Origin of the sequence: Microbispora sp. ATCC PTA-5024 (assembly GCF_000511135.2) — a bacterium.
Taxonomy (GTDB): Bacteria; Actinomycetota; Actinomycetes; order Streptosporangiales; family Streptosporangiaceae; genus Microbispora; species Microbispora corallina.
Genome location: NZ_KI866523.1, coordinates 1,323,926 through 1,348,320 on the forward strand (window position 1 = coordinate 1,323,926; position 24,395 = coordinate 1,348,320).

The following is a 24,395-nucleotide window of genomic DNA, read 5'->3' on the forward strand; positions in this document are numbered from 1 at the left end:
CGGCTCGAAGCCGCCCGCCGGTCCCGGCTCGAAGCCGCCGGCCTCCGGCACGAGGCCGGCTGACCTCGCACGACGCGCGCCGGCCGTGCCGCGCCAGGGACCGGTTTACCCCGGCTTTACGATTGCCGGGTGGCGTTACGTCGCGGGATCCTCCCGCTTGTCATCGTCCTGCTGGCCGCCGGCTGCACCTCCTCGGAGCCGCCCAAGACGCAGCTCGGAACCGTCACCCGCACCGCCGTCAGCGAGGTCGTCGAGGCGCCGGCCACGGTCGCCGCGCGGGCCACGGCGACGCTGACCGCCCCCGCGTCCGGGACGATCGTGAAGTTGTACGTCCAGGACGGCGACACCGTGAAGAAGGGCCAGATCCTGGCCAGGATCGGCTCCCCGCAGGCGAAGGAGCAGCTCGCGGCGGCGAGGAAGGCCGACAGACAGGCGTCCCGGCCCGTCTCCGCCGTCCCGGTGGCCGCGTCGGTCAGCCTGCCGCGGCTGCGCCTGCCGGGCGCGCTCGACGCCCGGGTGGCCCGCTGCTTCGCCCAGGCGAGGAAGGCGGCGCGCTCGATCGGGGACAAGGCGACCAGGGCCCGGCTGCTGTCCGCGATCGACGCGGCCGAGGCCCAGCAGCGCGCCCAGCAGCGGGCGCTGAGCCAGGTCGTGGACGGCCTGAGCCGCTCGATCGACCAGGTGCTCGCCCAGGTGACCGGTCAGGTGGGGGCCGGGCTCAGCGGACTGACCGCCTCCATGACGTCGCTCCAGGCCGCGTCGCGGGCGCAGACCAGGACCGCCGTACGGGCGGCGCAGCGAACGGTGGACGCCCTCACGATCAAGGCGCCGTTCGGGGGCGTGGTCACGCTCGGCGGCGCGTCGTCCTCGACCGGCGGAGCGGCCGGGCTGAGCGCGCTGATCGGCCAGCTGCCCGCCGGAGCCGGCGAGCAGGCCGCGTCGGCCGTGGCCGCGCCCAGCGGCCGGTCGGCCGGGGTGATCGCGACCGGCGTCCCGGTCACGGCGGGGGACCCGGTCGCCACCGTCACCGACGTCTCCGCGCTCTCGCTGTCGGCCGACGTGGACGAGACCGACGTCCTGCTGGTCAGGCGCGGGACGCGGGCGACGGTCGAGCTCGACGCGGTGACCGGCGGGACGTACACGGCCACGGTGACCGGTGTCGGCGTGACGCCCAAGGAGGGCGCGACGGGCGGGGTCAGCTACCCGGTGCGCCTGCGGCTCGGGACGGGCGCCTACGACGACGGCGGCCCGGCCCCGGCCCCCAAACCCGGCATGAGCGCCGTGGTCCACCTCGCCGTGCGCGAGTCGCCCGACGCGACCGCCGTTCCGGCCTCGGCGATCGTGACCAGCGGCAGGGAGACGATCGTCTGGGCCGTCAGGGATGGCAGGGCCGAGCGGCGGGTGGTCAAGCTCGGCGCCCAGGGCGACGCGGTCGTCGAGATCCTGAACGGGCTGTCGCCGGGCGAGCGGGTGGTCGTGAAGGGCGCCGACACGGTCCGGCCCGGGCAGTCCCTGACGTGACCGCCCCCGAGCCGGCCGCCGCGTTCGAGGCGGTGGACCTGCGGCGCTCCTACCAGCTCGACGGCGTCTCCGTGGAGGCCCTCCGGGGGGTCGACCTGAGGATCGGCCAGGGAGAGTTCGTGGCGATCGTCGGCCCCTCGGGGTCGGGGAAGTCGACGCTCATGCACCTGCTCGGCTGTCTCGACCGGCCGACGTCCGGCGTGCTCCGGGTTGGCGGCGTGGATGTCGCGACGCTCGACGACACCCGGCTGGCCGAGCTCCGCAACCGGACGATCGGCTTCGTCTTCCAGTCGTTCCACCTGCTGGCGCGCACGCCTGCGCTGGACAACGTGGCGCTCCCGCTCGTCTACCGGGGCGTCCCGAAGGCGGAGCGGCGGGCCAGGGCGACGGCGGCGCTGCGGGCGGTCGGGCTCGGCCACCGGCTGGGTCACCGGCCGTCCCAGATGTCGGGCGGCGAGCAGCAGCGGGTCGCGATCGCGCGGGCCCTGGTGGGCGACCCGAAGGTGGTGCTCGCCGACGAGCCCACCGGCAACCTCGACACCCGGAACGGCGAGGAGGTGATGGGCCTGCTGGAACGGCTCAACGCGGACAGCGGGGTGGCCGTCGTCCTGGTCACCCACGAGGCGGAGGTGGCGGCCCGGGCCCGCCGGCGGATCCACGTGCGCGACGGCCTGGTGGAGGCCGACAGCGGCGGTGCGGGCCGATGAGGACGGCCGAGGCCCTGCGGATGGCGCTGGAGGCCCTCCGGGTCAACCGGCTGCGCAGCACGCTCACCATGCTGGGCGTGGTGATCGGCGTCCTCGCCGTGGTGATCCTCGTGGCCATCGGCACCGGGGCGAAGAACGCGGTGGAAAAGGAGATCGCGGGGCTGGGCAGCAATATCATCCTCGTGGTCCCCGGTCAGGTCGGGCTGGGCGCGGCCCCCACGCAGAGCCGCCTCGACCTGTCGGACGTCGCGTACGTCCGCCGGGTCGTCGGCGACCCCGCGAAGGTCACGGTGGCCGTGAACTCCGGGGAGCCGGTGCGCGCGGGCCGGACCGAGGTGTTCGCCACGCTGACCGGGACGGACCAGAACCTGCCGAACATCTTCGACCGCCCGCTGCGCCGCGGCCGCTACCTCAGCGCCACCGACGTCGACACCCGCAGGAGGGTGGCGATCCTCGGCGCCGAGGTGGCGGCCAAGCTGTTCGGCGACGTCGACCCCGTCGGGCGGCAGGTGACGATCGCGGGCGTGCGCTTCCGGGTGATCGGCGTGTACGAGACCGTGGGGTCCACCTTCGGGGTGGCCCGCGACCAGGAGGTGCACGTCCCGGTCACCACGGCCCAGCGGCTCATCGGGCTGCCGAGGATCAACGGCATCGCCATCGGCGCGTCCGGCCCGGACGAGATCGAGCCGCTGCAGCGCCGCGTCGTGGCGGCGCTGGACGCCCGCTATCCGGATGAGAAGTTCTCCGCCGTGACGCAGACGCAGCTGCTCGGCACGATCGGGACCGTCCTCACCATGCTGACCGGCGTGCTCGCGGCGATCGCGGGCATCTCGCTGCTGGTGGGCGGGGTCGGGGTGTCCAACATCATGCTCGTCAGCGTCCGGGAGCGGACCAAGGAGATCGGCCTGCGCAAGGCCCTCGGCGCCCGGCAGCGCGACATCCTCGGGCAGTTCCTCATCGAGGCCGTGCTGCTGACCACGATCGGCGGCCTGGTCGGCATCCTGCTCGGCGTCGGGGGCGCGCTGCTCATCCAGGCGCTGTCTCCGGTGCCGGCCGCGATCACCTGGTGGTCGGTCGCGCTCGCGTTCGGGGTGTCGGCCGGCGTCGGGGTGTTCTTCGGCGTCGCCCCGGCCCGCCGCGCCGGCCGTCTGGACCCCGTTGTGGCCCTGCGCGCCGAGTGACCGTCCACGTCCGAACGCCGTCCCCGCAGGCGGGAGGCGGTGTTTCCGCGGCGTGTCGGGCGGATGAACGGCGGCCGCGGGCGGTGCTGTACCGTCGCGGTCATGAGTCAGGCGGTGCGGGTCGTCTGGGACGACAGGCTGGTTTCGTACGACTTCGGCCCCGGCCACCCGCTGGCGCCCGTGCGCGTCGAGCTGACCATGGAGCTCGCCCGCGACCTCGGCGTGCTCGACGGGGCCGACGTGATCGGATGCGCGCCCGCCACCGACGACGAGCTGGCCCTCGTCCACAGCCGGGACTACATCGCGTCGGTGAAGGAGGTCTCCCGGACCGGCCGGCCGGACCTGCGGCACGGGCTCGGCACCGAGGACAACCCGGCGTTCGCGGGCGTCCACGAGGCCTCGGCGCTGGTCGCCGGCGCGACGCTGGCCGCCGCCCGGGCCGTCTGGTCGGGCGAGGCCGAGCACGCCGTCAACGTCGCCGGAGGGCTGCACCACGCGATGCCGGCCGCCGCGAGCGGCTTCTGCGTCTACAACGACCCCGCGGTCGCCATCGCCTGGCTGCTGTCCCAGGGCGCGTCCCGGGTGGCGTACGTGGACGTGGACGTCCACCACGGCGACGGGGTGCAGGCCATGTTCCTGGACGACCCCCGGGTGCTCACGATCAGCCTGCACGAGAGCCCGCGGACCCTCTTCCCCGGCACCGGCTTCCCCCATGAGACGGGCGCCGAGGGCACGGCGGTCAACGTGGCCCTGCCGGCGGGCTGCGGCGACACCGGCTGGCTGCGGGCCTTCCACGCCGTCGTGCCGCCGCTGCTGCGGCACTTCGCGCCGGAGGTGCTCGTCACCCAGCAGGGATGCGACAGCCACGCCCTCGACCCGCTCGCCCACCTCATGCTGAGCCTGGACGGCCAGCGGACGGCGTACGCGGCGCTGCACCGGCTGGCCCACGAGACGGCCGGCGGCCGGTGGATCGCCGTCGGCGGCGGGGGCTACGAGCTGGTCCGGGTCGTGCCGAGGGCGTGGACCCACCTGATCGCCGAGGCCCTCGGACGGCCGGTGGACCCGGCCACGCCCACCCCGGCGAGCTGGCGGGCCCTGGTCGAGGGGCGGACGCGTGACGTCCCCCCGCTCACCATGACCGACGGGCGGGACCCTCAATGGCGTGACATTTCGGAAGGGTACGATCCAGCCGACGCCGTGGACAGGGCTGTGATCGCGACGAGGAACGCCGTGTTCCCCTTCCACGGCCTGGACCCGATGCCGTGAGCCTCGTCGCCTGAGGCGGCGGAATCACGCCGAGACGAGGAGCGCTGAACCTGACGTGACCCCTCCCACCCGCGCCGAACTCCGCGAGCACCTCGTCAGGACCGCCATCGCCGGCGACGTCGCCACCAGCCGCGAGAACAACCTCGACCACTACCGGTCGCTCGCGCTGCGCGACCCGCACTACATGTTCGGGCTCAGCTTCGAGGGCGAGTGGTCGTTCCGTCAGATCCTGGAGTTGATGTCCGAAAAGGCGGGGGTGGTCGCCGATCCGGCGCACCGCGAGGGCCAGGACGTGATCGACCCGGACCGGACGATCGACGCGGCCGAGGAGATGGCCGACCGGATCGCGAAGGTGCTGCGCCGTGGCGCGCCCAGGGTCGCCGTGGCCACCGGGCACCCCACCGGCCTGCTCACGGTCCACCTCGCGCTCGCGCGGTTCGCCGCCGCCAACGGCGCGGTCCTGGTGACCCCGGCCGAGGGGTGGACGTACATGGGCGGGGGGCTCGGCCGCCGCAGGCGCATCCGCTACCTGGACGGCGTCGCCATGGTGGAGGACCGGGGCAGCTTCGTCCACACGCACGACCCGCACCCGATGCGGGCGATGCTGGCCGAGGAGCGGCCCGACTTCGTGATCGCCGACCACGGCTGGGCCGGGGCGGCGGGCGAGGCGGGAGTCGAGACGGTCGGCTTCGCCGACAGCAACGACCCGGCGCTGTTCGTCGGCGAGGCCGAGGGCAAGATCGCCGTGACCGTCCCGCTCGACGACAACGTGCCGCCGCGCCTGTACGGGCCGCTGACCGCCTACCTTCTGGACCGTGCCGCCCGGAGCCTCTGAACAGGATCCGGACCTCCCAAATCGGGCGTTTCGCGCCCACTTTTCCACCCATGTGTCCACCGTTTGCCAACTTTTTTGTGATCCTGGGCGACTCTTATGTGAGAGATGTTGGTCCGTTCCAAGGTTGAGGCGAGGGGCACGGCCCGGCTGCTGCCAGCGATTTTCTCGATTTTGACAGCACATGGCTCCGGAGACTGATGAAATGGGGGGTTTGCCTACACGGAGTCCGGACTTACGCTGACGGCAGTACACGTGCGTGAGCGATGGCACCAGTGGGGATAACCCGGAAACACGTGCGGAAGAGGCGTCCGATGGGTGCAGGCGAAAGACCTCTCAGCGAGGTGAAGTTCTTGACGGTGGCCGAGGTGGCGACCGTCATGCGGGTGTCCAAGATGACGGTGTACCGGCTCGTGCACTCGGGCGAGTTACCGGCCATCCGGGTCGGCCGTTCCTTCAGAGTGCCCGAGCAGGCGGTACACGACTACCTGAGAGACGCGTTCATCGAAGCAGGGTGACGCGTATCCAGAGCCGCGGCGGAGGAAGCCCGCCTCGCCGGAGGCGAGGCAGAGGGCGCAGGGCCATGCCGTGACGGGCGCATGGCCGACTCGCTGCCACGCGGGGTCCCCCGGGAGGAGCGATCTACCGTGGATCGCCGGTAGGCTGTTGAGCCGGTGTGCGCGTGCGCGCCGGTAAGACATCCATCACCGTCACCTGGGGGTCCCGTGGGCTCTGTGATCAAGAAGCGCCGCAAGCGCATGGCCAAGAAGAAGCACCGCAAGCTGCTGAAGAAGACCCGCATCCAGCGGCGTAACAAGAAGTAGTCGAGACGGCGCGCGCACCGGTCCCGAGGGACCGGGCGACCGTGCCCTCGCGCACCCCCAGCGAGGCGACGATGGCTCGTACCGTTCTCGTCACCGGGGTCTCCCGTCACATCGGCGCCCGTGTGGCGAGCGCCCTTGCGGCGGATCCGGAGATCCACCGGGTCATCGGAGTGGACACGGCGCCGCCGCCGTCCGCGACCCTGGACGACGGCGCGCTGCTCGGCCGTACGGAGTTCGTCCGGGTCGATCTGCGAAGTCCCGACGTCGCCCGGGTCATCAGGGCGGCGGACATCGACACCGTGGTGCACCTCAGCCTGGTCAGCGGCCCTTCACACAGCCGCACGGCCATGAAGGAGCACAACGTCATCGGCGCCATGCAGCTGCTGGCGGCGTGTCAGCGGTCGGACACGGTGCGCCGGGTGGTGATCCGCTCGACCACGGCCGTGTACGGCTCCTCGCCGCACGCCCCGGCCGTGTTCACCGAGGACACCGAGCCCGTCGACGGCGCGCGGTCCGGCTACGAGAAGGACGCGTTCGAGATCGAGGGGTACGTCCGCGGCTTCGCCCGGCGGCGTCCGGACGTCAGCACGACCGTCCTGCGGTTCGCCAACTTCATGGGCCCGGGGGTCGACTCGCCGCTGACGCGGTACTTCTCCCAGCCCGTGCTGCCCACGGTGCTGGGCTTCGACCCGCGGCTGCAGTTCGTCCACGAGGACGACGCGGTCGAGGTGCTCCACCGGCTCGCCGGGGAGGACCACCAGGGCGTGTTCAACGTGGCCGGAGACGGCGTGCTGCTGCTGTCGCAGTGCGCGCGGCGCGCCGGCCGGCCGGTCGTGCCATTGCCGTCCCCGGCGTTCGGGCTCCTCGGCGGGCTCGCGCGCGGCGCCGGGCTGGTGGACTTCTCCCCGGAGCAGATCGCCCTGATGAGCCACGGCCGGGCGGTGGACACCGGCCGGATCGCGGCGGAGCTGGGGTGGCGGCCGAAGTACACGACCGCGGCCGCGTTCGACGACTTCCTGGCGTCGCGCGGGGCGTCGCCGGCCCTGCCGCCGACGCCGGCCGACGTGCTCGGCGTGCTCGGCGGCCTGCTGCGCAGGCGATGACGCCCCGGGACCTCCGGGGACCTCAGGTGCCCGCGGGCGCTTCCCGGCCCGGGAGGCGGCCCGCGGGCGGAAGCGATGGTGAGGACGTGAGCACACCGTGAGCGCGACGACGGCCCCGGGCGGGCCGTCCGAGGACGGCGCCCGGATCATCCCCCTGCGCACGGCCACCGGGCGGGAGGACGGGCCGCCGGGCGACCGGAACGCGGACGACCGGCTGGCCGAGATGCTCGCCTTCCTCCGGCGCAGGCTCGCCGGGGAGTACGAGATCGACGAGTTCGGCTTCGACCCCGACCTGAACGACACGGTGCTGCTGGAACTGCTGCGGCCGCTCTACCGGCACTGGTTCCGGGTGGAGGCCGTCGGGCTGGAGAACGTCCCGGCCGACTCGGGCGCCCTCGTGGTGGCCAACCACTCCGGCACGCTCCCGATGGACGCGTTGATGCTGCAGGTCGCGCTGCACGACGAGGCGCACCGCCCGCTCCGCCTGCTCGGGGCCCACCTGGTCTACCAGCTTCCCGTGCTCGGGCACCTGGCCCGCAAGTCCGGGCACACGCTCGCCTGCCGGGAGGACGCCGACCGGCTGCTGCGCAAGGGCGAGCTGGTCGGGGTCTTCCCCGAGGGCTTCAAGGGCATCGGCAAGCCGTTCTCCGAGCGGTACCGCCTGCAGCGGTTCGGCCGCGGCGGCTTCGTGGCCTCCGCCATCCACGCCGGTGTGCCGATCATCCCCTGCGCCATCGTGGGGGCCGAGGAGATCTACCCCAAGATCGGCGACTTCCCTTCGCTCGCCCGGCTGCTCGGCCTGCCGTACCTGCCGATCACCCCGTTCTTCCCCTGGCTCGGCCCGTTGGGGCTGGTCCCGCTGCCGTCGAAGTGGATGATCTCGTTCGGGGAGCCGATCCGCACCGACGAGTACGGCCCGGACGACGCCGACGACCCCATGCTCGTCTTCGATCTGACCGACCATGTGCGGGAGACGATCCAGGGACAGCTCGACGCCCTGCGCCTGCGCCGCGGCCCGGCCTTCCCCGTGGTGTGACGGGACCGTGACCTATTGGCCGCGGTGTCCAACAAAGCGACCTACTGGTCGGTACGGTGTGCTCACCACGTCCCCCGAGGAGAGCGACCATGGCCGATCGGCGTACGCCTGTTTCACCCGGGGGCCTGTTTCACCCGCGGCCGTAATCGGGCCGCGCCCGGACCCGTACGGCCCCGGGAGTGGTGGTCAGAGGACCGAGCGGTAGTGGCGGCGCAGCGCGATGCCCGCGGCGATGCCGCCCGCCACCGCGCCCGCGGTCGCGGCGATCGGCAGGCCGATCAGGGTGGCCTTGCGGCCGGTGCGGAAGTCGCGGACCTCCCACTCGCGCTCCCGGGCGAACTCGCGCAGCTCGCTGTCGGGGTTCACGGCGTACGGGTGGCCGACGAGGGAGAGCATCGGCAGGTCGTTGGCCGAGTCGCTGTAGGCCGAGCAGCGGGACAGGTCGAGCCCCTCCCGCCGGGCCAGGGCCCGGACGGCCTCGGCCTTGGCCGGACCGTGGAGGAGGTCGCCGACCAGGCGTCCGGTGTAGGCGCCGTCGGCGGTCTCGGCGACCGTGCCGAGCGCCCCGGTGAGGCCGAGCCGCTGGGCGATCACCCGGGCGAGCTCGACGGGGGTGGCGGTGACGAGCCACACGCGCTGCCCGGCGTCGAGGTGGGCCTGGGCGAGGGCGCGGGTGCCGGCCCACACGCGGTCGGCCATCACCTCGTCGTAGATCTCCTCGCCGAGCCGGACGACCTCGTCGACCTTGAGTCCGGCGACGAACGCGAGGGCCATCTCCTTGGCCCTCGCGATGTGCTCGGGGTTCTCGCTGCCCCTGACCCGGAACCACGCCTGCCCGAGGGCGAACTTCATCAGGTCCTGCGTGGTGAACAGACCGCGCGCGGCGAGGCCGCGGGCGAAGTGGTAGATCGAGGCGCCCCGCATCATCGTGTTGTCGACGTCGAAGAACGCCGCCGCGGTCAGGTCGGGCACCACCGCGGGCGCCGAGACGGCCGCGGCGGCCGCCACCTCACCGGCGATCTCCGCCGCGACCCGCCGTCGCAATAGCCGCCTCATGGGTCATCAGCTTAACGGCCGGCCCTTGCCGCAGAAGGGAGCAGGCGTGAGCGGGGCATGTCGTGTCAACGTCCGGAAGCCGTCATCGTATCGATGTAACTCAGGTATTGATTGGCCTTGTCGCGATTTTCCCTGTCGAGCTTGGGGAGCAGCGGCTCCACCGTCGTGTGCTGCTCGCGGGCGAACCGACGGGCCTCGCCGGAGGCCTCGCCCCTGCGCTCGACCCGGCTCAGCGCCGCCCGGGTGGTGCTCTCCATGTCGTCGAGCGTCTGGGTGATCAGGTCGTGCCGGCCGGGGCTGCCGGCCGTCAGCAGCGACGCGGTCTCCTCGGCCCGCTGGCGCGCCGCGTCCATCTCCCGCTGGGCCCGCTCCTCGTCGTCGTACGCCAGGGACAGCACGGTCGACTCGGCGGCCCGCTTGAGCGGGTAGAGCACGTCGCCCGGCAGCGCGTGGTGCGTGCGCACGCCGAGGCCGAACATCGTGACCAGCAGCGCGGCGAACACCAGCGCGGGCCGCGTCCGCACGAGCAGGGACGGCCGCCGGCGACGGGGGGCGTGGGCCGCGGGAGTCGGGGGAGCGGCGGCCGCGGCGGCGGCCCGCTCGGCGGCGTGCGTGCGCAGCAGCTCCTCGCGCAGGCCGGCGCGGAACTCGGGACGGGGACCTGGGCCGAGCAGCGAGCGGAGCCCGGCGAGGCGCGCCACCACCCGTGCGCCGGTGCGCGTCGCCCACCCGCCGCGCCACCAGCGTGAGGGTCGCCACCAGCCCATGAACCGCTCCCGCCATCCCCCGCTTGGTGAACCGGAGATCTGTGAAGATCCACCCCTGCCACATGCCCAACGACGGCACGCCGGAAATGGTTACGGCAGGAGTCAGCCCAGATCCTTCGGCAGGGCCCGGGCGAGGGCCTTGATCGCCCGGAACTGGAGCGCCTTGATCGCTCCGCTCTTCTTGCCCATGATCATCGCGGTCTCGGCCAGCGACATGCCGTGCAGGAACCGCAGGATCACGCACTCCTGCTGCTCGGCGCCCAGTTGCTTGATCGCCTGCATGACGTGCTCGTTGACCATGTTGGTCACGACCGCGTTCTCCGGGATGTGCGGCCCGTCGAGCGGCGTGTCGAGCACCTCGGCGGTCGTCACCTCCAGGCGGTTGCGGCCGGACTTGAAGTGGTCGGTCACGAGGTTGCGCGCGATGGTCACCAGCCAGGCGCCGAAGTCGCGGCCCTGCCAGGTGAAGTCGGTGATCCCGCGCAGGGCGCGCAGGAAGGTCTCGCTCGTCAGGTCCTCGGCCAGCACGTGCCCGCCCACCCGGAAGTAGACGTAGCGGTAGACGAGGTCGACGTAGTGGTCGTAGAGCATGCCGAACGCCTCGCTGTCGCCCGTCTTCGCGCGCAGCACCAGCGTCCGCATCTCGTCGTCGTGTTCGCGCTCGCGCGCGGCGGGCTCGGCGGAACGAACGGTCCGCGCTGCCTCGGCGGCTGGAGGGGACAGTCCGGCCAACGGCCACGTGTTCGGCATCCGGTATCCCATGGGGGAAGGGGAGTCGGCGTGCTCGAACACTCTAGAAATCAACGGGAGATAACACAATCCGTCTGAGCACAGTAATAACGTGCTGTAACGGGACTCGCACGGATGTGGCCCGCGAACGTCACGCGAAGGGCAGGTCAGGGGGCACCGGCTACCCGTGCGATGGCAATGTCCGGCAGCATGGGGTCCACCATGGACGTCCTTGTCGCCATCCTCGCGTTCGCCGGCGCGGTGCTCGCCGGCATCACCACCGGCGTGCTCATCGGCCGCCTCCGTGACGAGGCCGCCGGCTGGCTGATCGCGTGGAGCATCGCGACGGGCGCGCTGGCCCTGTCGCTGGCCGCGGTCGCCGTCGGGCATCTGGCCGGGTTCGGAGGCGTGACCTTCCGGGCCTTCCAGATCACCGGCTCGCTGCTCGCGCCCCTCTGGCTCACCGTCGGCGTGCTGCAGTTACTCGCGGAGAAGGCCACCGCGCGGTTCACGTCGTGGCTGCTGGGGATCGCCCTCACGATCGTCGGTGCGGTGATCATGCTGCTCGACCCGATCGTCGGCGGATTCACCAAGGACCTTCCCGCCGGCCCGCCCCATTGGGACATCTGGCCCGAGTGGCTGCTGCGCGGCGTGCACATCCTGGTGATCTTCCTTCTCCTGGTGGCGCTGGCCATCGCGCTGCTCAGCTGGCGCGACGGCGACGACTTCGACGTCGACAACATGAACGCGACCGTGGTGCTCGCCCCGGCGGGCATGGCGCTGTCCGCGTCGCTCGAGCTCACGCTCCCCGGCTTCGTGGTGGTCGCGCTGATGGGCGTGGCGGCCGGGGGCGTCTGGTACGCCGTCGCCCGGCCCCTCGCGCCGTACGACGACGAGGACGACGAGGACGGGGAGGAGGACGACGACTGGCGGGCGCGCCAGGGCCGGGGCCGCCGCGGCGCGGACGGCGGCGACGGCGGGGCGACGGCCGCCTCCCCGATGCCGGCCGGGTCGTCCGCCGGGTCGCCCCGCCGCTCGGGGCTGGGCGACCTGGTGGCGGAGTACCGGGCCGGCGAGCAGGGCGAGGTCGACTACGCGGCCCGCATGCAGCCCGGCGACCGCTCGTTCGCCGCCCGCGCCAACCCGGCGGACGGCTACCAGGCCCGCATCCCGCAGGCCGACGACTTCGGCGGGCCCGCCACCGGACAGCTCCTCCCGGCCGACCCCTTCGGCCAGGGCCGCCCGGCCGAGTACGGCATGCCGGCAGCGCGTCCCGACCAGGAACGGGGGATGCCGGCCACGGGCGCGGTCTACCCCGGGGCCGAGGCGCCGCCTCCGGCCGACCTGGCCGCCAGCTTCGGGGTGGGCTTCAGCAGGTCGGCCGCCAAGCCCCGGCCGGCCGGCGGCTCGGTCAAGCCGTCCCCCTCCATCTACGGCCTGCTCACGGTCTTCACGTTGCTCGACGGATCGGGCGACGCGTTCGACAAGCTGGCCGAGGAGACGGTCGAGGCCGTCCAGCGCAGCGAGCCCGACACACTGATCTTCGTCTGCCACGGCGTGAAGTCCGCCCCGCTCCAGCGGATCGTGTACGAGCTCTACCGCGACGAGGTCGGCTTCGCCGAGCACCAGCGCCAGCCCCACATGGAGCGCTTCGCCACCGAGCGTGTGCCCTTCGTCCTGGCCGCCAACGTCATCGAGCTCACAGTCAACGCCGCCAAGGTCGTCCCGCTCCCCACGGCCCTTCTCTAGGGGTGGCGATCAGGCCGTGAGCGCGGCCCGGAGGCGGGTCTCGTTCACGCGCCAGTAGTCGTGCTGGACGCCGTCCACGAGGACCACGGGGATCATCTCGCCGTACTCGGCCATGTCCTCGGCTGAGGCGGTGATGTCGCGCTCCTCCCATGGGACGCCGAGCTCGGCGGCCACCCGCGTGACCACGGCCCTGGCGTCGTCGCACAGGTGGCAGCCGGGCTTTCCGAGCAGCGTGACACGGTGATCGCGAGGACTCATGACGTCACATTATTCCCCCGGAGGCGGGCCGGATTCGCGACTGAGCCCCGATCCTGGGACAGTGGACGTACGCCCGACTTTGTGCGTGGGTTCACAAAGGCACTAACCTGTTGTACATCCGTCGCATCCGCTCGTGCGGCCGGGGGGGCACCGGCCGCCCGTCCCCCTGGAGCACCGGCCAGTGATCCGCCGTATCCCGCAGGCACGCGACCGCGGCATTCCCGACGCGACCGTCGCGAGGCTGCCGCTCTACTTGCGCGCCCTCAACGGGCTCGCGGAGCGGGGCACGCCCACCGTCAGCTCCGAGGATCTGGCGCTGGCGGCCGGGGTCAACTCGGCCAAGCTCCGCAAGGACCTGTCGCACCTCGGGTCGTACGGGACGAGGGGCGTCGGCTACGACGTGCAGTATTTGATCTACCAGATCTCACGTGAGCTTGGTCTCACTCAGGACTGGGCCGTGGCCATCGTGGGCGTCGGTAACCTCGGGCGTGCGCTCGCCAACTACGGCGGGTTCGTGTCCAGGGGGTTCCGGATCGCGGGGCTGCTCGACGCCGATCCGCGCGTGGTGGGCGACCGCATCGCCGGTCTCGTCGTGGAGCACACCGACGAGCTGGAGGCCGTGATCAAGAAGCGCGGGGTCTCGATCGTGGTCATCGCCACACCGGCGACGGCCGCCCAGCAGGTCTGCGACCGGGTCATCGCGTCCGGCGTCACGAGTATTTTGAACTTCGCCCCCGTCGTCCTGGCTGTGCCGGACGGCGTGGATGTACGTAAAGTCGATTTATCCATCGAACTGCAGATACTTGCGTTCCACGAGCAGCGCAAGGCTAACGGAGGGCCCATCATGGCCGAGGAGTGGCCGGACGGGGTGGTCATGTGAGTGAGCTGTCCACCGGAGCGCGCTCATGAGCATCCTCGTCGTCGGCCTCAGTCACCGGACCACACCGGTCGCGCTGCTCGAACGCGTCACGGTCAGCGGCGACGCGCTCGTCAAGCTGCTGCACGACGTCCAGCAGGACGAGAACGTGGCCGAGTCGCTCGTGATCTCCACGTGCAACCGGGTCGAGATCTACGCGGACGTCGACCGCTTCCACGGCGGCGTCACCGCGGTGATCGGCCTGCTCAGCGCGCACTCCGGCCTGCCGCAGGAGCAGCTGGCCCGCCACCTGTACGTGCACTACCAGGACCGGGCCGTCCAGCACCTGTTCACGGTGGCCTGCGGCCTCGACTCGATGGTGGTCGGCGAGGGTCAGATCCTCGGCCAGATCCGGGCCGCGCTGCGGCTCGCCCAGAACGAGGGCACGGCAGGCACGGCCCTCAACGAGCTCACCCAGCACGCCCTGCGGGCGGGCAAGCGGGCGCACGCCGACACCGGCATCGACCGGGCCGGCGCCTCACTGGTCGGGGTGGGCCTCACCCTGGCCGAGCGGGTGCTCGGGCCGGTCGCCGGCCGGCGGGCCCTGGTCGTCGGGGCCGGGTCGATGAGCTCGCTGTCGGCGGCCACGCTGGCCCGCGCCGGCGTCACCGACATCGTGATCGCCAACCGCACCCACGAGCGGGCCGTACGGCTGGCCGAGTCGGTCGGCGGCCGGGCCGTCGAGCTGAGCGAGGTCCCGGCGGAGCTCGCGGGGGCCGACCTCGTCGTGTCCTGCGTCGGCGCCGGCGTCCGCACGATCACCCCCGAGATGGTCGAGGCGGCCACCCGCGACCGCGAGGCGCCGCTGTTCCTCCTCGACCTCGCGCTGCCCCACGACATCGAGCCGTCCGTCCGCGTCCTGCCGGGCGTCACGCTGGTCGACCTGGAGTCGATGCAGCAGGCCGGGCTGGGCGCCGACGTCGAGGACGGCGGCCGCGCCGAGGCGATCGAGCAGGTCAGGCGGATCGTCGCCGAGGAGGTCACGGCCTACCTGGAGGCCGAGCGGGCCGCCCTGGTCACGCCGACCGTGATCGCGCTGCGCAGCAAGGCCGCCGGCGTGGTCGAGGCCGAGATGGGCCGGCTCATGTCGCGCCTCCCCGAGCTGGACGGCCGGATGCGCGACGAGATCACCCAGACCGTCCGGCGGGTCGTCGACAAGCTGCTGCACGAGCCGACCGTGCGGGTGAAGCGCCTGGCGGCGGCGCCCGGCGGCGACCAGTACGCCGAGGCGCTGCGCGAACTGTTCGGACTCGATCCGAAGGCGCCCGACGCCGTGTCCCGGCTGGAGGTGGAGGGATGACCGCGGCCCTGCGGCTCGGCACCCGCAAGAGCCTCATGGCGACCACGCAGTCGCAGATGGTCGCCGACCGGCTGACGGCCCTGACCGGGCGGGAGGTCGTGCTCGTCGGCGTGACCACGCTCGGCGACGTCTCCCGGGCCCACCTCACCCAGCTTGGCGGGACCGGTGTGTTCGTCAACGAGCTGCGGGCCCGGCTGATCGCCGGCGAGATCGACTTCGCGGTCCACTCGCTCAAGGACCTGCCGACGAAGCAGGACGAGCGGGTCGTCGTGGCCGCCACGCCGCCGCGCGATGACCCCCGTGACGCCCTGGTCGGCTCCGGCAAGCTGTCCGACCTTCCGGCGGGAGCGCGGATCGGGACGGGATCACCCCGCAGGGTGGCCCAGCTCCGCGCGCTCCGTCAGGATCTCGAGTACGTCCCCATCAGGGGAAACGCGGACACCCGCATCGGCAAGATCGCCTCGGGGGAGCTCGACGGGGTCGTACTGGCCGCCGCCGGGCTGGGGCGGATCCGCCGTGAAGCGGAGATCTCCCAGGTGTTCGAGGTGGACGAGATGCTCCCCGCCCCTGGGCAGGGGTCGCTCGCCGTCGAGTGCCTGGCCGTCCGCGACGATCTCATCGAGCTGCTGAGCGTGATCGACGACCCGGCCACCCGGGCCGCCGTGACCGCGGAGCGCTCGGTGCTCGCCGCCCTCGAGGCCGGTTGCGCGGCGCCGGTAGGTGCGTTCGCGTCCGGTGACGGGCACATTCTCAGTCTGACCGCAGCCGTCGTCGCGATCGACGGCGTCCGGTCGGTGCGCAAGTCCGCCTCCGGACCTCTTCCGGCGGCCATGGATCTGGGCCGTGAGCTGGCGGCCGCCATGATCGCCGAAGGGGCCGGCACGTTGATGGGGGAGCAGGCCCATTGAGCCCCGCGAATGACAGCACACAGGCCCGATCCGGGTTCGTCGCCTTCGTCGGCGCCGGCCCCGGCGACGAGAACCTGCTCACGTTGCGCGGTGCCGATCTGCTGAGCAGGGCCGACGTCGTGGTCATGGACCTCAAGGCGTACGGCGCGCTGGCGCGCCACTGCCGCGAGGACGTGGAGATCGTCGACATCTCCGCCGACGCCGCGGAGAACTCGGTGTCGCTGCGGACGATCCAGGAGGCCAAGGCGGGGCGCACGGTTGTGCGGCTGTGCCCGGGCGACCCCTCGTTCTTCTCCTCGGTCACCGACGAGGTCGCGGCCTGTTCGAAGGCCGACGTCGACTTCGAGATCGTCCCGGGCGTGCCGCCCGCGACGGCCGTCCTCACGTACGCGGGCATCCCGCCGGCGGTGTCGGTGCCGGAGTTCCGCATCGTCGACGCGGCCCAGGTGGACGACTGGTCCGTCCACGCCGGCTGCCAGGGGACGCTCGTCATCTACAACGGCGTGACGGAGGCCGTGCCGATCAGCAAGGCGCTGATCGCGGGCGGCAAGCCGGACACCACGCCGGTGGCCGTGACCAGCGACGGCACGACGACCGAGCAGTACACCGTGGTCTCCACGCTGGGCCGCCTCGGTCCCGACCTGAAGCACGCCGGCATGACCGAGCCCGCCCTGATCGTGGTCGGGGAGGCCGTCGGCCTGCGCGACCGGCTGTCGTGGTTCGAGACCAAGCCGCTGTTCGGCTGGCGGGTCCTCGTGCCGCGGACGAAGGAGCAGTCCAAGGGCCTGTCGGAGCAGCTCCGCTCGTACGGCGCGGTGCCCGAGGAGGTGCCGACCATCTCCGTCGAGCCGCCGCGCACGCCGCAGCAGATGGACCGCGCCATCAAGGGCCTGGTCACCGGCCGCTACGAGTGGGTGGCCTTCACCAGCGCCAACGCGGTCAAGGCGGTCCGGGAGAAGTTCGAGGAGTACGGGCTGGACGCGCGGGCGTTCGCCGGCCTCAAGGTCGCCGCCGTCGGTGAGGCGACCGCCCGGTCCCTGGTGGAGTTCGGGGTGAAGCCCGACCTCATGCCGACGGGCGAGCAGTCGTCCGAGGGCCTGCTGGCCGAGTGGCCGCCGTACGACTCGATGCTGGACCCGATCAACCGCGTGCTGCTGCCGCGGGCCGACATCGCGACCGAGTCGCTGGTCGCCGGCCTCGTCCAGCTGGGGTGGGAGTGCGACGACGTCACGGCGTACCGCACGGTCCGGGCCGCGCCCCCGCCCGCGCCCATCCGCGAGGCGATCAAGGGCGGCGGGTTCGACGCGGTGCTGTTCACCTCGTCGTCCACCGTGCGGAACCTCGTGGGCATCGCCGGCAAGCCGCACAACGTGACGGTGATCGCGGTCATCGGCCCGCAGACGGCCAAGACGGCCGAGGAGTTCGGCCTGCGGGTCGACGTGATGGCTGACAAACCGTCGGCTTCCGCCCTCGCGGCCGCCCTGGCGGACTATGGTGCCAAGACGCGCCACGCCGCCATCTCGGCCGGGGAGGTGCCCCGGAGGCCGTCCCAGACGCGCCGCGGCGCCCGCCGACGGGTGAAGTGACCGGAGCGCGTCAGCACGATCCGAGATGAAGCCGGGGAAATCGCCGATCGGCCCCGGCGTGTTGACCCTTGCATGAGGGTCACCCGAGTGGAGAGCACAGTGACTGCCACGCCCCGCACTCCCGCGCAGGCCGCCGGCCTCGCGCAGTTCCCGGTCGCGCGCCCGCGGCGGCTGCGCCGTACGGCGTCGCTGCGGCGGATGGTCGCGGGGACGCGGCTGCACCCGGCCGAGCTGGTCCTGCCGATGTTCGTCAAGGAGGGCATCGCCGAGCCGCAGCCGGTCGGCTCGATGCCGGGCGTCGTCCAGCACACCCGCGACTCGCTGCGCAAGGCCGCCCACGAGGCGGCCGAGGCGGGCGTGGGCGGCCTCATCCTGTTCGGTGTGCCCGAGCACAAGGACGCCCGGGGCTCGGCGGCCGACGACCCGGAGGGCATCGTCCAGGTCGCCCTGCGCGAGCTCGCGGCCGACCTCGGCGACGCCCTCGTCCTGATGTCGGACACCTGCCTCGACGAGTACACCGACCACGGCCACTGCGGGCTGCTGACCGAGGACGGCGAGGTGGACAACGACGCCACGCTGGAGCGGTACGCGTCGGCCGCCGTCGCCCAGGCCGCGGCGGGCTCGCAGGTGATCGCGCCCAGCGGGATGATGGACGGCCAGGTGGCCGCCATCCGGGCGGGGCTCGACGCGGCCGGCTTCGAGCAGACCCCGATCCTCGCCTACTCGGCCAAGTACGCCTCGGCCTTCTACGGGCCGTTCAGGGACGCCGCCGAGTGCGCGCCGCAGTTCGGCGACCGCAGCGCCTACCAGCAGGACCCGGCGGGCCCGGTGGGCGAGGCGCTGCGCGAGGTGCGGCTCGACCTGGCCGAGGGCGCGGACGCCGTCATGGTCAAGCCCGCCCTGGCGTACCTGGACATCCTGCGCCAGGTCCGCGACCTGGTCGAGGTGCCGGTCGCGGCCTACCAGGTCAGCGGCGAGTACGCGATGGTGGAGGCCGCCGCGGCCAACGGCTGGATCGACCGCGACCGGGTGATCATGGAGTCGCTGGTGGCGATCCGGCGCGCCGGGGCCGACCTGATCCTGACCTACTGGGCGACCGAGGTCGCGCGCCGACTATCCTGACTGCTCATCCCGGGGGTCGCGCCGCGAGGGGGGCGACCAGGGGTGCATCATCGGGAGCATGGTCCGGCGATCCCGGGCCGGATCTGCCGACCGTCCCGGCCGACCGCCGGGCGGGTCGGCTTGTGGGGAGGAGCGCCATGGTGGGGGTACCGCTGGCTCGCCGCACGAAACGGCGTGCGCACCGGGCACCGCGGAAGATCACTTCGGTGCTCGAGTACGCCCAGCTGGGCTGGGCTAGCTGCCAGGGGGCTCATCCGCTGGCAGAGGGCGGCAGGGCCTGTTCCTGCGACCGGGTGGGCTGTCCCGACCCGGGGATGCATCCGCTGTCGCCCGCCTGGCAGATGCAGGCCACGACCGACACGGCCCTGCTGACCCGGTGGTGGGAGCAGGAGCCGGACGCCAATGTGATTCTGCCCACCGGCAGGGTGTTCGACGTGTTCGACGTACCCGCGGCGGCGGGGGTACCCGCGCTCGCCGCGATGGACGCCGCCGGATTCGAGACGGGCCCGGTCGCCGAGAACGGCGACCGGGTGCTTTTTTTCGTGGCCACCCGCGGCGCCCCCGAGGACGAGGACGAGTGGTGGTCCTGCCACCTCGACGCCGGCCCGGAGACCATCGACGCGACGCCCGGCCTGCGCTGGCACTGCCGGGAGAGCTACGTCCTGGCGCCGCCGTCCACGCTGCCCACGGGCGGCGCGATCGAGTGGATCAGGCCTCCGGACGGGCGGCCGCTGCCCGACCCCCTGCGCGTTCTCGACCTGCTCGCCGACTTCTGCGAGTAGGGTCCTCCGCTCCGAGGGGCCGCGTGCCGCGCCCGTGCGGCGTGTCCCCGTAATCTGGGGGGCGTGACGCGAACGCAGACCTCCGAGGACCTGTTCGACCGTGCCCGCCGGATCGTTCCCGGCGGCGTCAACTCGCCGGTGCGCGCCTTCGGCGCCGTGGGCGGCACCCCCCGGTTCATGGCCTCGGGCGAGGGTCCGTACATCACCGACGTGGACGGCAACCGCTACGTCGACCTCGTGTGCTCCTGGGGCCCGATGATCCTGGGTCACCGCCACCCCGCGGTCGTGGCCGCGATCGAGGAGGCGCTCGGGCGGGGCCTGTCGTTCGGCACGGCCACCGAGGGCGAGGTCCTGCTGGCCGAGGAGATCGTCTCCCGTGTGGCGCCCGTGGAACGGGTCCGGCTCGTCAGCTCCGGCACCGAGGCCACCATGTCCGCCGTACGGCTGGCCCGGGGCTTCACCGGGCGTTCCAAGGTCGTGAAGTTCGCCGGCTGCTACCACGGCCACGTGGACGCGCTGCTCGCCTCGGCGGGCTCGGGCGTCGTCACGTTCGGCCTCCCCGACACCCCCGGCGTCACCGGGGCGTCCGCGGCCGACACGATCGTCCTGCCGTACAACGCGCTCGACGCGGTCGAGGAGGCGTTCCGCACGTTCGAGATCGCCTGCGTCATCACCGAGGCCTGCCCGGCCAACATGGGCGTCGTCCCGCCCGCGGAGGGCTTCAACCGGCGGCTGCGCGAGCTGTGCACCGAGCACGGCGCGCTGCTCATCGTCGACGAGGTGCTGACCGGGTTCCGCGTCTCCGCGGCCGGCTGGTACGGGCTCGACCCGGTCGAGGCCGACCTCATGACGTTCGGCAAGGTCATGGGCGGCGGGCTGCCCGCGGCGGCGTTCGGCGGGCGGGCCGACGTCATGGCCGCCCTCGCCCCGGAGGGACCCGTCTACCAGGCCGGCACGCTGTCCGGGAACCCCCTGGCCTGCGCCGCCGGGCTCGCCACCCTGCGGGCCTGCGACGACGACGTGTACGACCGGGTGGACGCCTCGGCCCTGGTCATCGGCCGGGCGGCCTCCGGCGCCCTCGCCGCGGCCGGCGTGCCTCACCGGCTCCAGCGGGCCGGAAACCTTTTCTCGATCTTCTTCACCGACCGGCCGGTGACCGACTTCGACTCGGCGAGGACCCAGAACGCCGCCGCCTACCGGGCGTTCTTCCACAGCATGCTCGACCAGGGGGTCTACCTGCCGCCCTCGGCCTACGAGGCCTGGTTCCTGTCGGCCGCCCACGACGACGAGGCCCTCACGCGGATCGCCGAGGCCCTTCCCATCGCCGCCAAGGCCGCCGCCCAGGCCGGGGAGTCCTGACCCTCACTTCACGAGTACGGCGAGGTCCACGTCGATCGGGAAGGGCACGGACACGGCCGGCCGTTCGTGGTGGATGCCCGTGAGGCCGTAGGCGCCGCCCGCGGGATCCCGCTCGTCGCTCGTAGTCCGTGGCGGCCTCGGCGTCGATCACCATCACGTCGGGACACGGACGCGTGCGCCGGCTCAGCTTCACGTCCATGCGCTGCACGACTTCCAGGTGGCTCGGCGCCTGGAGGTCGAGCCTCTCGGTGAGGGCCAGAGCGAGACGCTGGTGAAACCGACGCCGGGGGGACCTGACGACGAGCACTCCGTCGGCCAGCTCGGCGCGCGTGTAGAAGTCCGGCTCGCCGTCCGGGCCTTCGGAAGGCAGGTGATCGAGGTCGTCCGCCGTCCACCCACAGCAGGGCCGGACAGGCGGGTGCTGTCCGTCGCGCACGACGGTCACGTTAGCAGCGACGGGCACGATGGGTAGGCGTCCGGATCCTGGCTGTGAGAGTCAGCGGGTGGGGCGGTCGGTGGGGGCGGAGAGCGGCGGCAGGCGGACGGCGTCGGGGGCGGCGCGGCGGGCGCGGGCCTGGACGGCGAGCGCGCGGAGGTAGCCGTGCTCCGGCGGCGTGGGGACGACCCGCGGCCGGGAGTTGGCGTACAGCAGCCCGGCGAGGATGAGGCCGCCCGCCGCAACCGTGACCGGCGAGACGGGCTCGCCCGTGACCAGGGCGGCGGAGGCCAGCCCGAACACCGGGACGAGCAGGCTGTACGGCGCCACCACGGAGGCGTTGTAGCGGGCCAGCAGCCATCCCCACACGCCGAACCCGCCCAGCGTGGAGAGGAAGGCGGTGTACATGACCGCCCCGACGCCCTCGGCCGTGAACGAGGTGAGGGACGACGCCCCCTCCGTGACCAGCGCCAGCAGCAGGAGCGGCCCGGCCGACACCGCGCTCACCCAGACCATGAACCGCAGGGAGTCGGGCGGCGCGGCCCGGCGGGTCGCGACGTTGCCGGCGCCCCACCCGGCGGCGGCGCCTACGCACAGCAGGAAGGCCCCGAACGGGATCGCCCCCGACCGCGCCACCACGCCGGCCGCGATCAGGCCGAGGCCGGCGAAGGCGACGGCCATCCCGATCACCCGTCGCCGTCCCAGCCGCTCGCGCAGCAGCACGGTCGCGAACAGCGCGGTGAACACCGCCTGCACCTGGAGCACCAGCGACGTCAGCCCCGCCGGCATCCCGGCCCGCATGCCCAGCAGGAGCAGGCCGTACTGGGCGACGCCGAGCGTGGCGCCGGTGGCGAGGACCCACCGCCACGGGACCCGGGGCCCGCCGACGACGAGCACGGCCGGGAAGGCGGCCAGCAGGAACCGCAGCGCCGCGTACATCAGCGGCGGGTAGTGCCGCAGCCCGGCCTCCATGACGACGAAGTTGAACCCCCAGACCGCGGCGAGGCCCACCGCGAGGGCGAGGTGGCGGGGGCGCACGATCAGCGGGCGGAGGGGGAGGGACGGCGCGTCCGGCTCTGACGCGCGTGGACGGCGAGGGTCTCCAGGTAGGAGATCTCGTCGCGACGGGCGGTCTTTGTGAAGAGCTTGTTGAAGATTCTCATGTCGACATCTTCGCATCGCTTAACTGTTGAGTACAAGCAAGTTTTTCTAAGGCCGACGGTTTAGACTGTCTACATGTTGGATCTGAACCGGCTGAAGGCCCTGCACGCGGTCGCGGTGTACGGCTCGATCGGCGCGGCGGCCGAGGCGCTGCTGGTCACTCCTTCCGCGATCTCGCAGCAGCTGGCAAAGCTCGAGCGCGAGACCGGGGCCGTCCTCATCGAGCGCAACGGCCGCGGCGTGCGGCTCACCGACGCCGCCGGGCTGCTCGCCGAGCACGCCGAGCGCATCCTCGCCCTGGTGGAGACCGCCGAGGCCGACTTCGAGGCGTTGCGCGGCGAGGTGGTCGGCAGGCTCACCGTCGCGGCGTTCCCCACGGCCGCGCGCGGGATCCTGCCCCGGGCGCTGTCCCTGATGAAGGCCCGCCACCCCGACCTCGGCGCCGTCCTGTACGAACGGGAGCCGGAGCGGCAGATCCGCGAGGTGGCGCGGGGCGAGATCGACCTCGCCGTGGTGCAGGACTGGCTGAACCGGCCGATGGCGCTGCCCGAGGGCCTGTCCCGCACGGCCCTGCTCGACGACGTGGCCGACGTCGTGGTGCCGTCCGGTCATCCGCTGGCGCGCAAGCCCGGCGTGCGGATGTCCGACCTCGCCGGGGACTGCTGGATCAGCTCGACGCCGGGCACGGTCTGCCACGACTTCCTGATCTTCCTGCTCCGCTCCGAGGAGCACGAGCCGCAGATCGTCTGCATGGCCGACGAGTACCCGACGCAGCTCGCGCTCGTCGCGGCCGGCCACGGCTGCGCGCTGATCCCGCGGCTGGGCCGGGGGGCGCTTCCCGAGGGGGTCGAGGTGCTGTCGATCCAGCCGCCGCCGACACGCCGGATCTACGCCGTCTGGCGCAGCGACGCGGCCCGCCGCCCCGCGATCCGCGCCGCCGTCGACGCGCTGGCCTCCACCTGCTCGGAGCTCCCCGCCGGGTAGGCTGTCCAGGTCATGACAGAAATGACCATCATCCACCTCCTCCGGCACGGAGAGGTCCACAACCCGGCGGGCGTCCTGTACGGCCGGCTCCCGGGCTACCACCTGTCCGAGACCGGCCGCCGGATGGCCGAGACGGTCGCCAAGGCCGTCGCCGGCCGGGACATCGTCGCCGTGTGGAGCTCGCCCATGGAGCGAGCCCAGGAGACCGCGGCCCCCTCCGCCGAGGCCCTGGGCCTCCAGGTGCGGACCGACGAGCGGCTGACCGAGGCGGGCAACGTCTTCGAGGGCCTGCGGGTGGCCGGGGGCGGCGGCGTGTTCCGCGACCCCCGCTCCTACCGCCACTTCCGCAACCCGTTCCGCCCGTCCTGGGGCGAGCCGTACGTCGACGTGGTGGCGCGCATGAAGGCGGTCATCGACGACGCGCGCGGTGAGGTGCGGGGCCACGAGGCGCTGCTCGTCAGCCACCAGCTGCCCATCTGGATCACGCGCCTGGCCGCGGAGGGCAGGCGGCTGTGGCACGACCCCCGCCGCCGCCAGTGCTCGCTGGCGAGCCTCACCAGCTTCACGTTCGAGGGCGGACGGCTCATCAGCGTCGGCTACAGCGAGCCCGCCGGGGCCCTGCTGCGGCAGGTCGCGGAGCCGCAGGGCGAGGCCGCGCTGTTCGAGCACGCCGACCCGCCGCTGCCGGAGGCCGTGCGCGGCGAGCCGGAAGACTGAGCGTCCCGGGCCCGATCCCGACCCTCTGGGCGGGGCACCCGCGGGCGTCGGTAGGCTTACAGCTCTACCGGTCGTAGTACAAGGAGTCGTCCTCC

26 protein-coding genes are annotated in these 24,395 nt (G+C 72.9%); 19 read left to right on the top strand and 7 right to left on the bottom strand.

Going from position 1 to position 24,395, the window contains the following annotated elements; genetic code table 11:
- Positions 1 to 129: 129 nt before the first annotated feature.
- The 9 genes from MPTA5024_RS18635 (at position 130) to MPTA5024_RS18670 (ending at position 8,470) form a co-directional block, all read left to right on the top strand.
- Positions 130 to 1,521 carry an efflux RND transporter periplasmic adaptor subunit gene (locus MPTA5024_RS18635; protein WP_036325290.1) on the top strand — a complete coding sequence of 464 codons (1,392 nt, stop codon included), beginning with the start codon at positions 130 to 132 and terminating at the stop codon, positions 1,519 to 1,521.
- Positions 1,518 to 2,228 (top strand): ABC transporter ATP-binding protein, encoded by a 711-nt coding sequence (locus MPTA5024_RS18640; RefSeq protein WP_036325291.1) that lies wholly within the window; start codon positions 1,518 to 1,520, stop codon positions 2,226 to 2,228. Before MPTA5024_RS18635 ends, MPTA5024_RS18640 begins: the two co-directional genes overlap by 4 nt.
- Positions 2,225 to 3,409: an ABC transporter permease gene (locus MPTA5024_RS18645; protein ID WP_036325292.1), complete on the top strand. Its 1,185-nt coding sequence runs from the start codon at positions 2,225 to 2,227 to the stop codon at positions 3,407 to 3,409. Before MPTA5024_RS18640 ends, MPTA5024_RS18645 begins: the two co-directional genes overlap by 4 nt.
- 102 nt (positions 3,410 to 3,511) lie before the next feature.
- On the top strand, positions 3,512 to 4,675 hold the full coding sequence (locus MPTA5024_RS18650; RefSeq protein ID WP_036325293.1) for an acetoin utilization protein AcuC: 1,164 nt from the start codon (positions 3,512 to 3,514) through the stop codon (positions 4,673 to 4,675).
- A 55-nt stretch (positions 4,676 to 4,730) separates the two neighbouring features.
- Positions 4,731 to 5,510, top strand: coding sequence for a phosphatase (locus tag MPTA5024_RS18655; RefSeq protein WP_036325294.1), 780 nt, complete (start codon positions 4,731 to 4,733; stop codon positions 5,508 to 5,510).
- A gap of 311 nt (positions 5,511 to 5,821) precedes the next feature.
- Complete coding sequence (locus tag MPTA5024_RS18660) at positions 5,822 to 6,025, top strand: helix-turn-helix domain-containing protein (protein WP_030456159.1); 204 nt, start codon at positions 5,822 to 5,824, stop codon at positions 6,023 to 6,025.
- A gap of 207 nt (positions 6,026 to 6,232) precedes the next feature.
- A complete protein-coding gene (locus tag MPTA5024_RS39780; protein ID WP_018654693.1) occupies positions 6,233 to 6,331 on the top strand; it encodes a 30S ribosomal protein bS22 in 99 nt (32 codons plus the stop codon).
- Between the two features lie 71 nt (positions 6,332 to 6,402).
- Positions 6,403 to 7,434, top strand: a complete 1,032-nt coding sequence (locus MPTA5024_RS18665) for an NAD-dependent epimerase/dehydratase family protein (RefSeq protein WP_036326742.1) — start codon at positions 6,403 to 6,405, stop codon at positions 7,432 to 7,434.
- Positions 7,435 to 7,531: 97 nt separating this feature from the next.
- Entirely contained in the window at positions 7,532 to 8,470 is a 939-nt protein-coding gene (locus MPTA5024_RS18670; protein ID WP_442922055.1) for a lysophospholipid acyltransferase family protein, read from the top strand.
- Between the two features lie 186 nt (positions 8,471 to 8,656).
- Here the strand turns inward: MPTA5024_RS18670 and MPTA5024_RS18675 are convergent, their stop codons facing one another.
- The 3 genes from MPTA5024_RS18675 to MPTA5024_RS18685 all read right to left on the bottom strand — a co-directional run bounded on the left by MPTA5024_RS18675 (position 8,657) and on the right by MPTA5024_RS18685 (position 11,097).
- Positions 8,657 to 9,526, bottom strand: a complete 870-nt coding sequence (locus MPTA5024_RS18675; protein ID WP_036325295.1) for an HAD family hydrolase — start codon at positions 9,524 to 9,526, stop codon at positions 8,657 to 8,659.
- A gap of 65 nt (positions 9,527 to 9,591) precedes the next feature.
- Positions 9,592 to 10,293 (bottom strand): DUF5667 domain-containing protein, encoded by a 702-nt coding sequence (locus MPTA5024_RS18680; RefSeq protein WP_036325296.1) that lies wholly within the window; start codon positions 10,291 to 10,293, stop codon positions 9,592 to 9,594.
- Between the two features lie 102 nt (positions 10,294 to 10,395).
- Positions 10,396 to 11,097: a sigma-70 family RNA polymerase sigma factor gene (locus MPTA5024_RS18685; RefSeq protein ID WP_232326525.1), complete on the bottom strand. Its 702-nt coding sequence runs from the start codon at positions 11,095 to 11,097 to the stop codon at positions 10,396 to 10,398.
- 147 nt (positions 11,098 to 11,244) lie between these two features.
- Between MPTA5024_RS18685 and MPTA5024_RS18690 the strand changes: the two genes are divergently transcribed.
- Complete coding sequence (locus tag MPTA5024_RS18690) at positions 11,245 to 12,771, top strand: putative quinol monooxygenase (protein ID WP_157099543.1); 1,527 nt, start codon at positions 11,245 to 11,247, stop codon at positions 12,769 to 12,771.
- A 9-nt stretch (positions 12,772 to 12,780) separates the two neighbouring features.
- On the opposite strand, the gene MPTA5024_RS18695 is transcribed toward MPTA5024_RS18690, so the two are convergent.
- Positions 12,781 to 13,029 carry a glutaredoxin family protein gene (locus MPTA5024_RS18695; RefSeq protein ID WP_036325298.1) on the bottom strand — a complete coding sequence of 83 codons (249 nt, stop codon included), beginning with the start codon at positions 13,027 to 13,029 and terminating at the stop codon, positions 12,781 to 12,783.
- A 181-nt stretch (positions 13,030 to 13,210) separates the two neighbouring features.
- On the opposite strand from MPTA5024_RS18695, the gene MPTA5024_RS18700 reads away from it, so the two are divergent.
- The 7 genes from MPTA5024_RS18700 (at position 13,211) to hemL (ending at position 21,002) form a co-directional block, all read left to right on the top strand.
- Entirely contained in the window at positions 13,211 to 13,909 is a 699-nt protein-coding gene (locus MPTA5024_RS18700) for a redox-sensing transcriptional repressor Rex (protein ID WP_036325299.1), read from the top strand.
- 25 nt (positions 13,910 to 13,934) lie between these two features.
- A complete protein-coding gene (locus MPTA5024_RS18705; RefSeq protein ID WP_036325300.1) occupies positions 13,935 to 15,245 on the top strand; it encodes a glutamyl-tRNA reductase in 1,311 nt (436 codons plus the stop codon).
- Positions 15,242 to 16,153, top strand: a complete 912-nt coding sequence (hemC, locus tag MPTA5024_RS18710; RefSeq protein ID WP_036325301.1) for a hydroxymethylbilane synthase — start codon at positions 15,242 to 15,244, stop codon at positions 16,151 to 16,153. Before MPTA5024_RS18705 ends, hemC begins: the two co-directional genes overlap by 4 nt.
- Positions 16,150 to 17,739, top strand: a complete 1,590-nt coding sequence (locus MPTA5024_RS18715) for a uroporphyrinogen-III synthase (protein WP_036325302.1) — start codon at positions 16,150 to 16,152, stop codon at positions 17,737 to 17,739. The genes hemC and MPTA5024_RS18715 overlap by 4 nt, the downstream gene beginning before the upstream one ends.
- Positions 17,740 to 17,838: 99 nt before the next feature.
- Positions 17,839 to 18,861, top strand: a complete 1,023-nt coding sequence (gene hemB / locus MPTA5024_RS18720) for a porphobilinogen synthase (RefSeq protein ID WP_036326749.1) — start codon at positions 17,839 to 17,841, stop codon at positions 18,859 to 18,861.
- Between the two features lie 137 nt (positions 18,862 to 18,998).
- On the top strand, positions 18,999 to 19,643 hold the full coding sequence (locus MPTA5024_RS18725; protein ID WP_036325303.1) for a bifunctional DNA primase/polymerase: 645 nt from the start codon (positions 18,999 to 19,001) through the stop codon (positions 19,641 to 19,643).
- Positions 19,644 to 19,706: 63 nt separating this feature from the next.
- Complete coding sequence (gene hemL / locus MPTA5024_RS18730; RefSeq protein WP_036325304.1) at positions 19,707 to 21,002, top strand: glutamate-1-semialdehyde 2,1-aminomutase; 1,296 nt, start codon at positions 19,707 to 19,709, stop codon at positions 21,000 to 21,002.
- Here the strand turns inward: hemL and MPTA5024_RS39785 are convergent.
- From MPTA5024_RS39785 to MPTA5024_RS44305, 3 genes are read right to left on the bottom strand one after another with little or no spacing between them, the layout of a single operon-like run.
- Complete coding sequence (locus tag MPTA5024_RS39785; RefSeq protein WP_332310624.1) at positions 20,938 to 21,465, bottom strand: Uma2 family endonuclease; 528 nt, start codon at positions 21,463 to 21,465, stop codon at positions 20,938 to 20,940. The genes hemL and MPTA5024_RS39785 overlap by 65 nt on opposite strands.
- 33 nt (positions 21,466 to 21,498) lie before the next feature.
- Positions 21,499 to 22,476 carry an EamA family transporter gene (locus tag MPTA5024_RS18740; protein WP_157099544.1) on the bottom strand — a complete coding sequence of 326 codons (978 nt, stop codon included), beginning with the start codon at positions 22,474 to 22,476 and terminating at the stop codon, positions 21,499 to 21,501.
- A gap of 2 nt (positions 22,477 to 22,478) precedes the next feature.
- Entirely contained in the window at positions 22,479 to 22,601 is a 123-nt protein-coding gene (locus MPTA5024_RS44305; protein ID WP_269750603.1) for a hypothetical protein, read from the bottom strand.
- 73 nt (positions 22,602 to 22,674) lie between these two features.
- On the opposite strand from MPTA5024_RS44305, the gene MPTA5024_RS18745 reads away from it, so the two are divergent.
- Positions 22,675 to 23,583 (top strand): LysR family transcriptional regulator, encoded by a 909-nt coding sequence (locus tag MPTA5024_RS18745; RefSeq protein ID WP_036325306.1) that lies wholly within the window; start codon positions 22,675 to 22,677, stop codon positions 23,581 to 23,583.
- Between the two features lie 12 nt (positions 23,584 to 23,595).
- The gene (locus MPTA5024_RS18750; protein WP_063794711.1) at positions 23,596 to 24,300 is read left to right on the top strand and encodes a histidine phosphatase family protein; all 705 of its coding nucleotides are present in this window, start codon (positions 23,596 to 23,598) and stop codon (positions 24,298 to 24,300) included.
- The last annotated feature ends 95 nt before the right edge of the window (positions 24,301 to 24,395 follow it).